Genomic DNA, 13,088 nt, shown 5'->3' on the forward strand with positions numbered 1-13,088 from the left:
AAGTAAATTTATATAATTAATTTATTTCTTTGTCTAGCATATCTAGTAATTCATTAAATCTTTCTATAGTTGCTTCTAGAGGTTTAGAAGTAGTCATATCAACTCCAGCATTTTTAAGAATTTCTATTGGGTAGTCACTTCCACCACTCTTTAAGAAATTAATATATTTTGGAACCGCCTCTCCCTTTCCTTCTAAAATGGCTTTTGCAAAAGCTGATGCTGCTGCATATCCTGTTGCATATTGATAAACATAAAAATCTGAATAGAAATGTGGTATTCTTGCCCATTCTATATCTATTTCATTATCAACTACCATATCCGGTCCAAAATACTTAACATTTAGATCATGCCAAGCCTTATTATAATCTTCAGCTGTTAAAGGAATTCCCTTTTCTAATGATTCATGAGTGTAAAGTTCAAACTCTGCAAACATTAGCTGTCTAAATACTGTAGTTCTTATTTGCTCTAATTCTTGATTTATTAAATATAGCTTTTTATTCTTGTCTTCTTCTTTATTTATTAAATGATGAATTAATAAAGCTTCATTTGTAGTTGATGCTACTTCTGCACAGAACAATGTATAACCTGCATAAATATATGGTTGTTCTTTTCTTGAATAATAAGAATGTATTGAATGTCCCATCTCATGTGCTAAGGTTGAAACATCATGTAATTCATAATTATAGTTTAAAAGTACATATGGCATAGTTTTATAACCACCCCAAGAATATGCTCCACCTCTTTTACCTTTATTTTGATAAATATCTATCCATCCATTTTGAACTCCTGATTTAAATATGTCTAAATATTCATTTCCTAAAGGCTTTAAACCTTCAACAACCATATCTACCGCTTTATTAAATTCAATATGTTCCTTAGGTATTTCAATTACTGGAACATATAAATCATACATATGCATTTCATCAAGTCCTAATAACTTTTTCTTTAATGATACATATCTATGAAGAGACTTTAAATTTGCATCAATAGTATTAACTGCATTTTTGTATACTTCTAATGGTATATCATTTGGCTTAAGAGAGGCCTCAAGAGCTGAATTATACTTTCTTATTTTTGCAGCAAAATTAAAGTTTTTAATTGAACTGCTTAAGGTTGTTGCAAAAGTATTTTCTAAATTCTTGTATTTGCCAAATAAAGTTTCAAAAGCTTCTTTTCTAACTTTTCTGTCCTTACTCTTTATAAAAGAAGAATAATTTCCTTCAGTAAGTTCAACTTTTTCTCCATCTTCATCTATAATATCACCAAACCTCATATCTGCATTAGTTAACATATTATGAATAGATGAAGGAGCATCTAAGCAATCAGAAACTGAAGCTAAAAGTTCTTCTTCTGACTTACTTAATATATGTGGCTTTTCCTTTAAAATATCTTCAAACATAAATTTGTAAGTTTTAAGTTCTTCATTATTATTTATTATATCTCTTATAAGACTTTCCTCTTGGCTAAGTATTTCTGGAACAAAATAAGCTGTATAAGAAGCATATTCAGCCATATATGCATCAACTTTATTCATCATAGCTTGATATTTAGAGTTTGAAGTATCTTCATCACACTTTAAATGTGCATAAATATATATTGTTTCTGCTTTAATACCTAAATCAACATACTTATCTAAAAATTCTTTTATATTTTCTTTATTATTTAATTTACCTTCAAACTCCTTAAGGGATGGTGCTTCCTCTTTTAATTCCTTAAAAGCATTTTCCCATTCTTCATCACTAGCAAATATTTCCTCTAACTTCCATTTATCTTTTGCCTCTATTTCTTCTCTTTTTTTCAATACCTTTAAATCACTCATAATATATCTGCCTAAATTAGGCTCTCCTTTCTAAATATATTCACTTTCTTTTCCTTCAATATTTTTAAAAGCTTCTTCCATTGAATACTCTATTAAATTTACACAATTATTAATTCTTCCCTTCATAAATTCATAATCATCTACATATTTAAATTTAATTAAAAATGTAGGATTATATTCATCTAATACATCCTCTATATCAAATTCTTCCTTAACAAAGGCTTCATAATTAAATAAATCGTATATAGCTGAGTATTCCCATTCTTCAACATCTTTATTTGTATCAAATAATAAATTCACTTCGCCATTAAGTACAAATAATTTTTTTACAAATAAAGCTCCTTCAGAAACTTGAAAGCTACCTAATTCCTTAGTTATAAATCCTGTATCCTTATCCTTTTCCATTAAAACTAAGCTCGAAAAATCCATTTATTTATCCTCCAAATCTTCACATTTGTATTCTTATATATATATTATATGTTTTATTCATATTATATAGCAATATATGTATTAATTCTATGTGTCAAAATATATTATTTAGTAAATAATACTTAATATATTATTATCATATAAAAAGTATTTATTGCAAATCATTTGCATTATCATATATAATTAGTCTAGAATATTTAGGAGATGATTTAATGATTGATATAAAGAACCTATGTTTTTCATATACAAATAAACCACCATACATACTTAATGATATTAGTTTGAACCTTCCTAAAGGAATTTATTTATCTATAGTAGGTGAAAATGGAAGTTGTAAAACAACATTAATAAAATTAATTTTAGGATTACTAAAGCCTACTTCTGGGAGTATTGAAATTGATTCAAACTCTATAGGTTATGTTCCTCAAAGATTAGACTCATTTAACTCACAATTTCCAATTACAGTTAAAGAAGTTTTATCTTGCCATAAAAAGACATTAAAAAATAATTCAATTGATATAGATTCAATTCTTAAAGATGTCAATATGTTAGATTTTAAAAATAGACTTTTAGGTATGTTATCTGGTGGTCAACAGCAAAGAGTTTTAATTGCTCGTGCTTTAATGGGAAATCCAGATATAATTATATTAGATGAACCTTCAACAGGTGTTGATGAAAATAATCAAAAAGAAATATATAATATTTTAAAAAAATTAAATAAAGAAAATAAAAAAACAATAATATCAATAGAACATAATCTAGATATAGCAATAAACAACTCAACTCATATTCTTAGAATAGAAAATGCTAGTACAAGATTATTTACTGTTAATGAATTTATAGAATATAAAAAAAATAGTTTTAATGATTAATTATTAAGAAAGGTTAGATTATATGCTTCAATTACCATTTATGCAAAATGCTTTTATGGCAGGCTTAATGATATCTATTCTTTGTCCTTTCATAGGACTTTTTTTAGTGCTTAGGCGATATTCCATGATAGGAGATACCCTATCTCACTCTTCATTTGCTGGAGTTGCTATTGGATTAGTTATTGGTATTAATCCTTTAATAACAGCTTTTTTATTTACAACTTTATGCGCAATAATTATAGAATTATTAAGAGAATATTATAAAAAATATGCAGAATTAGTTATGTCTTTGGTATTAACCTTTAGTTTAGGTATAGCTATTGTATTAATTAGTAGTGGAAAGGCTTCTGCTAAAGTTAATTCCTTTTTATTTGGTAGTATTCTAACAGTTTCTTCTCAAGATATAATTTTAATATTAATAGTAGGAGTAATTTGCTTATTCACATTAATATTCTTATATAATAAACTTATATATATCACTTTTGATGAAGAAGGGGCTAAGACTTCTGGAATAAAAGTTAAACTTATTAATTATATTTTTACAATATTAGTTGGTGCAACTATTTCAATGTCCATTAGAGTTATGGGAATCTTAGTAATATCATCTATAATGATAGTTCCTGTTGCTACAGCTATGCAGCTAAAAAAAGGATTCAAAGCTACTTTATTATCTGCTATAGGTTTTGGAATATTTGATATAATGATAGGCCTCGGTTTATCTTATTATATAAATAGTGCACCAGGTGGTACAATAGCTTTAACTTCAGTATTCACGTTAATACTAGTAATAATTCTCGAAAAATTTATTGCCTCAAAATAAAAAATAAATTCCTAAAAAGCAAAAATAAGGTACTGTTTAAAAAGCACCTTATTTTTACTTTTCTTTTTTACAATTTTTACAATCATCGCAGATTCCATTTAGTTCAAGCTTATGCTTTGTTAAACTAAATCCTACTTTTGCTTTAATAGCTTCTTCTATTTCTTCCATTGGACAAGGAATTTCAACACATTTATGACAAACATCACATTGTAAAATATGTTTATGATTTTCCTTTTTTAATACATATATTGCAGGTCCATCTATATTTATTTTCTTTATTACATCTTTTTCTTCTAATATTTCTAAGGTTCTATATATAGTACTTAAATTCAAATTATTATTTTGTTTTTTACATTCAGTATATATACTTTCTGCAGAAAGGCCTTTATCTGAAGTACTAATTATATTTAAAATTGAAATTCTTCCTGCTGTAATTCTAATTCCCTTTTCTTTCAAATAATTTTCCCAGATCATTTTTTTCTCCTAACGCTATAATCTTTATATAATTATATCACTATTATTAAAGTTATTAAACAAAAAAGGAAATAGTTAATTAAAAGAATATCATCTCAATACCAAGACATAATAAAATCAATCCACCTAATATATCTGCATATTTGCATATAAAATCTACTCTTCTAGCATATCTGCATAGAAAAAATCCTGTAGTACATAAAAAAAGTGTAATAAGACCAACCAATATTGAATCAATAAATGTTAAAATGGGATTTACCTCATGAAAAGCTGTAAATCCTACTACCATAGCATCTACACTAACAGACATTCCTAAAATAATATACATAGATTTTTTTATTAGTAATGAATCATCTTTATTACAATTTTTAAATGCTGAAATTATCATTATAAGACCTATGAATAAAATTATAATTCCACCTATTAAGTTAGGTATAGAAACTATATATGTATCAAAGAATCTACCAACTATCCCACCTAAAAATAGAAAAGCAAATTGAAAAAAAGCAAAGGATAATATAAATCTAATTTTATTTTTTTTTACTAAATAAGGATTTATTCCCAGACTAACAGTCAGTCCTAAAGCATCCATAGACATTGCTATACCTATTAATATTACATCTTTTAATTCCATTTTATGATAATACCTCCAAATCTATATTCTATACTAAGTTATAAAGTATAGTATTTATGTATATTTTCTTAACAAGTACTTTTATTACAAGCAAAAATGTTGTATATTATTAAATGGAGTATATTATATTTTAAATAGTATACCTTATTAAGTATTTTTTATGAAGGAGAGTAACTTAATGGCAAATTGTATAATAGCACAATCTGGTGGTCCAACATCCGTAATTAATTCTAGTGTTGTAGGTTTATTACATGCTAACAAAGATATTAAAGCTTTTAATAAAGTATATGCAGGTTTAAATGGTATAGAAGGAATTTTAAATGAAAACATTATAGACTTATCTTCTTTTTCTGACAGTGAAATTAATACATTTAGATATACCCCTTCCTCTGGCCTTGGTTCTTGTAGATATAAGATGAAAAATATAGAAGAATCCACTGAGGAGTACGATAAAATTTTAGATATACTAAAATCAAAGGACATAAAAGCATTTTTCTATGTTGGTGGAAATGATTCTATGGATACTATTTCGAAATTAGGAAAATATGCTAAACAAATGAATATAGACATTAATTTTATTGGAATTCCTAAAACCATTGATAATGATTTAATGTATACAGATCATACTCCTGGTTTTGGTAGTGCTGCAAAATTCATTGCAACTACAGCTCTTGAAACATATTTAGATTCTTCAGTTTACATAAATAATGGCATATTTATACTTGAAACAATGGGAAGAGATACTGGATGGCTAGCAGCTTCTGCTTGTACTGCTAGAATTAACAATAAACCTATTGCTGACTTTATTTATTTACCTGAAGTTGCTTTTGATATAGACAATTTTCTTTTAGATGTAAGGAAAAAATTTGAAGAAAATAATAAAGTTTTTATTGTAGTTTCTGAAGGACTTAGAAACTCTAATGGAGAATTTATTACAGAAGTTAATAGTCATGCTCATGATAAATTTGGACACGCTCAATTAGGTGGAGTTGGAGCTTATCTTAAAAACTTAATAATAACTTCTGGTATAACTAATAGAGTTAAATCATTAGAACTTGGTGTATTACAAAGATGTGCAATTCATTGTGCTTCAGACATAGATTTAAAAGAAGCCTTCGATGTAGGATATTCAGCATTAAAATTTGCTTTAGAAGGGCATAGTGGATATATGGTTTCTATTAAAAGAGAATCAAGTTCACCATATATTATTTCACACACTTTAATAGAAGCGTCTAAGATAGCTAATAAGGTTAAATATTTTCCTAAGGAACTAATTAATGAAAAAGGAAATCATATTAAAGAAGAAGCTTTAGAATACTTTTTACCACTAATTTCAGGAATTCCATCATTAGTAATAGAAAATAATTTGCCAAAATTCAAAACTATAGAAAAAGTAGATGTTGACGTATCTACTAATTAAGAATTCATAAAGTAAAATATAGAATTATTAAAGTAAATTTTTAAAAATTCATTAAAAATATAATAAAATAAGAAACTCCTTAGGGGTTTCTTATTTTATTATATTAATGTTATATAAAAGGCTTGCACCTGTAAATAACTTTTTTATAAATTACTTCTTTATTTTTTGAAGTGTGTATATAATCTTTTCAATCAATAGTTCTTTCTATCAGTATTTGCTTAGATATAAGCCATAGAGTATAATAAAATTGTTATTTTTGAAATTATGTTAATGAGTATATAGATTATTTTAATATAGGAGGAAAAATGGTAGTTTTAAGTTGTAAAGATATATCGAAAAGTTATGGAATACAGGAGGTATTAAAAAATGTAACTTTTTCTATAAATGAAGGTGATAAAGTTGGTATTATAGGTGGTAATGGAGAAGGAAAATCTACTTTGTTCAAAATATTATCAAAAGAAATAACTCAAGATGACGGAGAAATATTTATAGATAGAAATAAAACCATAGGTTATTTATCTCAACATGTTGATTTAAATTTAGATAATACAATATATTCTGAACTAAACTTGGTATTTAAGGAACTTCTAGACATTGAAAATAGACTCCATACTTTAGAATTAAAAATGGCAGAACCATATGATGAAAATAATGATAGTTATCATCAAAAAGTTATTAAGGATTATACTACTCTTCAAGACCTTTATACTAATAAGGGTGGATATACCTATAAAGGTGAAATATCAAGAGTATTAAAGGGACTTGGCTTCTTAGAAGAAGATTTTAATAAAACTATATCTACTTTAAGTGGAGGTCAAAAGACTAGAGTTTCTCTTTGTAAATTATTATTAAAAAATCCTGATATCCTTTTACTAGATGAGCCTACTAACCATTTAGATTTAGAAGCAATTGAGTGGCTTGAAGAATATTTAAAAAACTATAGAGGAACTGTTTTAGTAATTTCCCATGATAGATTTTTCTTAGATACTGTAACTAACAATACTTTTGAAGTAATTAATGGTCACGTTAATTGTTATAATGTTTCTTATACTAAATTCTTTGAACAAAGGAAGAAAAACTATGAAAATCAACTAAAGGCTTATAACTTGCAACAGGCTGAAATAAAAAGACAAGAAGCCATAATTGAAAAGTTTAGAAGCTTTAATAGAGAAAAAAGTATACGTGCAGCTGAAAGTAGAGAAAAAGCCTTAGAAAGAATGGAAAAGATAGATGCACCTGATAAAGAAAAAGAAGCCTCTAAAATTAAATTTGAAACTTCTGTAAAAAGCGGCTATGATGTTCTTCACATTGAAAATTTATCTAAAAGTTATGATAATAATAAATTATTTTCAAACCTTAACTTTGATCTTAAAAGAGGTGAAAAAGTTGCATTAATAGGTGAAAATGGTCGTGGTAAAACTACATTACTAAAAATAATATTAAATGTAGTTAAACCTGATAGTGGAAAAACTATTTTAGGAACAAATGTTAATTTAGGATATTATGATCAAGAACAATCAGACTTAAATCTAGATAAAAGTATAATAGATGAAGTTTGGGATGACTTTCCAACCTTAACCACATCTAAATTAAGAGGAGTTCTTGCTTCTTTTCTATTTACTGGAGATGATGTTTTTAAAGTAATTAATACATTAAGTGGTGGAGAAAAATGCAGAATAAACTTATTAAAATTAATGCTTTCAAGAGCTAATTTATTGCTTCTTGATGAGCCCACTAACCATTTAGATATAATGTCTAGAGAGGCTTTAGAAGATGCCTTATTAACTTATGATGGAACTTTACTAGTTATATCTCACGACAGATACTTCTTAAATAAAGTAATTAATAGGATTCTTGAGCTAAATGAAGATGGAGTAAAAGAATTTTTAGGTAACTATAGTTATTATCAAGAGAAAAAGATTAATCCAAATATATTTGAAATTCTTGAAGAATTAGCAAATGGTAAAACTAAAACTCAACTTAAAGAAGAAAAAAAGAAAAAGAAAGAACAAGAAAAAGAAGAAAAAGCTTTAAAACTTAGGATAAAAAAAATTGAAGAGGATATAGCTAAAAGCGAAGATGCTTTACTTTCTCTTCAAGAACAACTTTGTCTTGAGGAAGTTTATTCTAATCCAATAGAAAGCGAACGTGTTAGTAAAGATATAAAAAATTTAGAAGAAAAAATTTCATTTTTATATGAACAATGGGAAAGCTTAGCATAAGCTCTCCCATTTTTTATCTTTTTCCAGTTGTCCCAAATCCTCCTCTATCTATATTTCCAAAGGACTCTACTTCTTCAAATTCTATTTCAGGCATAACTTCCATTATTCTAAATTGCCCTATTTTATCACCTTTTCTAATCCATGTTCCTTTATCTTCTGAATCCATTCCCTTAAGACAAAACACTGGCATATGCCATTGATCATTATCACCTATATATGTATCATCTACTACTCCAAGTGAGTTTGTTTGTATTATCCCCCAACTTTTAAAAGTTGAACTTCTTGGTGCTAAATGCCCCTCCCATCCAAATGGCAATTCTAAAGCAAAGCCTAATGGAATCATCGCTCTTTCACCTTCTTTAACAAATATATCTTCATTTGCATAAACATCTATCCAATTACCTTTAGAGATTTTTTTTAATCTAGTTGCACCTTCAAAATATTTTATTCTAAGCTTCATATGTATCTTCCCTTCTACTATCTTATATAATAATAATCAACTAATACTATTTTAAATTAATTAAAGATAAAAATAAAGCTTATAGTAATAGATAATGCATAGTGCATAATGCGTAATTATGGAAGAAACTCCTTTCGGAGCTTCTATAATATATAATTTTTTTATTCATTTATTTCAAAATACATGAATATTTTTAACTTATTCTATTTTATCTTTTGTAGTATCTAGGTTTTATTCTATTTACTACTAAAACATTAGCCATATTATTATTTGTATCTATTGTTACTTCATTCCAATTATAATAAATAGGTTTTTCGAAAAATCTTCTATCTACAATTGCAATTATTCTATAGCATCCATTAGATAAATTAATGAACTCTACTTTTCCACTTTCATCTGAAAACTTAGAATCATATAATTTAGGTGAAACACCATTTAATAAATATAAGTTTATTCTAGCTCCTTTAATCTCTACTCCATCTTTACTTCCAAGCTTAGAAAATACAGTTATACTACCTTTTTTTTCTCTAACTTTATTTTCTTCATATACATTATACATATCTTTTGAGTTAAAATTTTCTGATTCTACTCTTTGATTTTCATTTGAATATTTTTTTTCTAAATTATTTTCTATTTCTACATAAATGTTATTATATTTTTTAGAAAATTCTTCATCTTCCCATGGATTTTCACTTCCAAGAGTACTGCTTAAAGTAGGATCTTCTAAATTGTCAATTACTACTCCAGCTTTTATACTTTCTTCATTTTCATTTTCACCTATCTTACTATCATTTTCTTTTAATTCAGTAAAATCACTTCCTATAACATTCTGATTTTCATTACAATTTATGTTATTACTATCCTCTAAAGTGCTACTAGCTATATTTTCTCCAATATTGATAAATAAATCAATATTGCCATTTTCATCTACTGTATATTGTTTATTTTCATCACTATGATATTGGTCATCAATTACAATTTTCATTTTAACCTCCAAAGTACAATATAGTTACATAATATGATTCTTATATCCACTTTGTGATTATTTTTTTATATAAAGTTATTAATAAAATTATTATAACTAACATCTAATATTAACTTATAATCATTTCACTTATATCTTCAAATTCTATAGGTTCACTAAAGTAATAACCTTGTATAATATCACAACTACTCTTTTCTAAATATACTAATTGTTCTTTAGTTTCTACTCCCTCAGCAACTACTAAAAGATTTAAATAATGTGAAAGCTCTATTATACTATTAATAATATATTCACTTTTTTCTTCTATTAAAATTCCATCTATAAAACTTTTATCAATTTTTAAAACATCTATAGGTAGTGTTCTTAAATAACTTAAAGAAGAATATCCTGTTCCAAAATCATCTAAAGCTAATGTAACTCCTAATTCCTTTAATTTTTCTAAGGTTTTTATATTTTTATCTGCAGACTTCATTATAATACTTTCAGTAATTTCCAATTCAATATAACTAGCATCCAAGTTATATTTCTTTAAAGTCATTGAAATATAATCAACTATTTCATCATCTCTAATTTGAACTTCTGATAAATTTATAGCCATCTTAAACTTTTTATTAGTATTTAAAGAAAGTTCTTTACATTTTTTAAAACTCTCATCAATAATATACTTTCCAATAGGAATTATAAGACCTGAATTCTCTGCTATTGGAATAAATTCCTTTGAAGAAACTATCCCCATATTTTTACTATGCCATCTAACTAGTAGTTCAAATCCTATTACCTTGCCAGTATCAACCTTAACTTTCGGTTGATATAGGAATCTTATTTCTTCCTTATCAATAGCTCTTCTTAAACCTTTTTCTATTTCAAATTCTCTATCTAAAACTTCTAATAACTTTAAATCAAAGAACTCATATCTGTTTTTCCCGTTAATTTTAGCTAAATACATTGCCATATCAGATCTTTTTAATAATATACCAATATCTTTTCCATCAAAAGGATAAATACTAACTCCTATACTTAAAGTAGAATAAATTTCCCTATCTTTTATAATAAGTGGATTGCTAAGTTTTTTTATTATATTATCTAAAATACCTTTAATTTCATTTTTACCTTCAATATTACTTTTAACAAGAACAAATTCATCTCCACCATATCTAGCTAAAAAAGAATTATCAATTTGCATTTCTAAAATTATTTTTGAAAATTCATATAATAAAGCATCACATAATCATGTCCATATGTATCATTTACATATTTAAAATTATCTAAATCAATAAAAATAAAAGCTATATTTACATTGAATAATTCTCTTATTAATCTACTAGCTTCCTTCATAAAAAATCTTCTATTAGGTATTCCTGTTACCTCATCATAATAACTTAAATGATTAATTTCTATTTCTTTTTCTTTCCTATTTGTTATTTCTGAAATTGCTCCGTAAACAAATATTTCTCCATTTTTTTCTACAGTTTTCTTCCCTTTAACTTCTATCCAATATTTTTTATTATCTTTTCCTAATATCCTATATTCCATAGTATAAAACTTATTTTTTCCTGATTTAATAATGCTCTTTATATTATTTTTATATTCCTCTAAGTCATCACTAATTATGTAACTTTCCCAAACAGATGTTGGAATTAATATATCTCCATCACCAGATAAGTTTATATACTTTTTTATATCACTTCCTACTGATATTATTTTTTCATTTATATTCCACCAAAATACAATATCTTTAGAACCTTCTAATGCAAGTTTATTTTTATATTCATTAGCTTTTTCAATATTTTCAATTTTCTTTTTTTCAGTATTATCAGTAATAACTCCTGATAAATAAAAAATATCATTTCTTATATTGCCTTTTCCTTGAAAACTAATAATTAATCTATTCCCATTAGTATCTATTACACTATGTTCTAAAATAAAATTCTCTAATATCTTTTTATTAATTGTATTTTCTATAAATATTCTTATATCTTCTCTTTCTTCTTCTAAAATAAATCCTAACCAATCTGAAAAATCACTTATGTCTCTATCTATCTTAAGTATTGCTTTAATCTTCTTTGACATAAAAAGCTTATTATTTTCACTATTCCATTCCCATATTACTCCATCTAATGCTTCTATTGCCATCCTATATCTTCTTTTGTTAGCTTCCGCTAAGCTATATAATTTCTTATACTTTTTGTTTTTATATACTAAGTTTATAATTAAAATAAGAATTATAGATAGCATAAAAAAAAATGCTATATTAATAATATTAAAATTCAAAAAAAGAAACAAAATTACTAATAAAGGAACAATGGAAAACAAATTATTTTTTATATACTTTTTATCCACAATAATCACCAATACCTTCTAAAATGTCATATAATATAAGTATTTTATCACACCCTTCCACATATTAACATATTCCTTTGGAAATATATTAAAAAAAATACTAATTATTCTATTTATTAGTTATACTATATCAAAATTTTGTAAATTGAAAAAGTAATTTCCGTTTTTTTACTTAAACAGAAGTTAGTTTTGCAAAGTGTTCGATATAATTAGTTTGATATTTGTCCTTAGTATATTAGGGGCATTAGTTATGTCAAATTATAAATTATGCAAAGGAAAACTCCTTAGAATTGAGGAGCGTCTTATAATTGAATATGAGTTAGATCAAAATCCCCTAAAAATAAAAAAGTTTATATCTTAAACAAGACATAACCCTTTTTAGCTACATATTATCTTTTTTTAAATATAATAATATTTCATCAATTTTTCTATTACACTCATCACATTGACTCACTATTTTATAATAATTAACTTTATATTTTAAAAGTTTAATTAAATTAACAACTAAAATAATAACACTTATAAAAATAAAAATTATAAATGCCGAATATAAAATATACATGACTACCTCCTAAATAAATTATATTAATAATTATACCTCTGCTAGTTCTAG

13 protein-coding genes are annotated in these 13,088 nt (G+C 25.4%); 4 read left to right on the plus strand and 9 right to left on the minus strand.

The window, feature by feature from the left end:
* Window positions 1-16: 16 nt before the first annotated feature.
* Together pepF and ACQRD5_RS15110 are read right to left on the minus strand one after the other, a co-directional pair.
* Window positions 17-1,819 (minus strand): oligoendopeptidase F, encoded by a 1,803-nt coding sequence (pepF, locus tag ACQRD5_RS15105; protein WP_291627219.1) that lies wholly within the window; start codon window positions 1,817-1,819, stop codon window positions 17-19.
* Between the two features lie 30 nt (window positions 1,820-1,849).
* Entirely contained in the window at window positions 1,850-2,248 is a 399-nt protein-coding gene (locus ACQRD5_RS15110) for a DUF6762 family protein (RefSeq protein ID WP_291627221.1), read from the minus strand.
* Window positions 2,249-2,460: 212 nt separating this feature from the next.
* On the opposite strand from ACQRD5_RS15110, the gene ACQRD5_RS15115 reads away from it, so the two are divergent.
* Window positions 2,461-3,120, plus strand: coding sequence for a metal ABC transporter ATP-binding protein (locus tag ACQRD5_RS15115; RefSeq protein WP_291627223.1), 660 nt, complete (start codon window positions 2,461-2,463; stop codon window positions 3,118-3,120).
* A 22-nt stretch (window positions 3,121-3,142) separates the two neighbouring features.
* Complete coding sequence (locus ACQRD5_RS15120) at window positions 3,143-3,940, plus strand: metal ABC transporter permease (protein ID WP_291627224.1); 798 nt, start codon at window positions 3,143-3,145, stop codon at window positions 3,938-3,940.
* A 54-nt stretch (window positions 3,941-3,994) separates the two neighbouring features.
* Here ACQRD5_RS15120 and ACQRD5_RS15125 read toward each other — a convergent pair whose 3' ends face one another.
* Together ACQRD5_RS15125 and ACQRD5_RS15130 are read right to left on the minus strand one after the other, a co-directional pair.
* A complete protein-coding gene (locus ACQRD5_RS15125; RefSeq protein WP_291627226.1) occupies window positions 3,995-4,414 on the minus strand; it encodes a Fur family transcriptional regulator in 420 nt (139 codons plus the stop codon).
* 79 nt (window positions 4,415-4,493) lie between these two features.
* Window positions 4,494-5,048, minus strand: a complete 555-nt coding sequence (locus tag ACQRD5_RS15130) for a manganese efflux pump (RefSeq protein WP_291627228.1) — start codon at window positions 5,046-5,048, stop codon at window positions 4,494-4,496.
* A gap of 178 nt (window positions 5,049-5,226) precedes the next feature.
* Between ACQRD5_RS15130 and ACQRD5_RS15135 the strand changes: the two genes are divergently transcribed.
* Window positions 5,227-6,468 (plus strand): 6-phosphofructokinase, encoded by a 1,242-nt coding sequence (locus tag ACQRD5_RS15135; RefSeq protein ID WP_320902211.1) that lies wholly within the window; start codon window positions 5,227-5,229, stop codon window positions 6,466-6,468.
* A 305-nt stretch (window positions 6,469-6,773) separates the two neighbouring features.
* Complete coding sequence (gene abc-f, locus ACQRD5_RS15140) at window positions 6,774-8,690, plus strand: ribosomal protection-like ABC-F family protein (RefSeq protein ID WP_320902209.1); 1,917 nt, start codon at window positions 6,774-6,776, stop codon at window positions 8,688-8,690.
* A 13-nt stretch (window positions 8,691-8,703) separates the two neighbouring features.
* Here abc-f and ACQRD5_RS15145 read toward each other — a convergent pair whose 3' ends face one another.
* From ACQRD5_RS15145 to ACQRD5_RS15165, 5 genes are all read right to left on the minus strand, one after another.
* A complete protein-coding gene (locus ACQRD5_RS15145; RefSeq protein ID WP_291627231.1) occupies window positions 8,704-9,150 on the minus strand; it encodes a dUTP diphosphatase in 447 nt (148 codons plus the stop codon).
* A gap of 208 nt (window positions 9,151-9,358) precedes the next feature.
* On the minus strand, window positions 9,359-10,135 hold the full coding sequence (locus tag ACQRD5_RS15150) for a calcium-binding protein (RefSeq protein ID WP_320902207.1): 777 nt from the start codon (window positions 10,133-10,135) through the stop codon (window positions 9,359-9,361).
* A gap of 109 nt (window positions 10,136-10,244) precedes the next feature.
* Window positions 10,245-11,318, minus strand: coding sequence for a bifunctional diguanylate cyclase/phosphodiesterase (locus tag ACQRD5_RS15155; RefSeq protein ID WP_320902205.1), 1,074 nt, complete (start codon window positions 11,316-11,318; stop codon window positions 10,245-10,247).
* Between the two features lie 8 nt (window positions 11,319-11,326).
* Window positions 11,327-12,268, minus strand: coding sequence for a sensor domain-containing diguanylate cyclase (locus tag ACQRD5_RS15160; protein ID WP_308780107.1), 942 nt, complete (start codon window positions 12,266-12,268; stop codon window positions 11,327-11,329).
* Between the two features lie 589 nt (window positions 12,269-12,857).
* Window positions 12,858-13,037 (minus strand): hypothetical protein, encoded by a 180-nt coding sequence (locus tag ACQRD5_RS15165; RefSeq protein WP_294167259.1) that lies wholly within the window; start codon window positions 13,035-13,037, stop codon window positions 12,858-12,860.
* Window positions 13,038-13,088: the final 51 nt, after the last annotated feature.

The sequence above is a fragment of the Clostridium sp. SGI.024 genome (assembly GCF_050315195.1).
In the GTDB taxonomy this organism is placed as follows: Bacteria; Bacillota; Clostridia; order Clostridiales; family Clostridiaceae; genus Clostridium.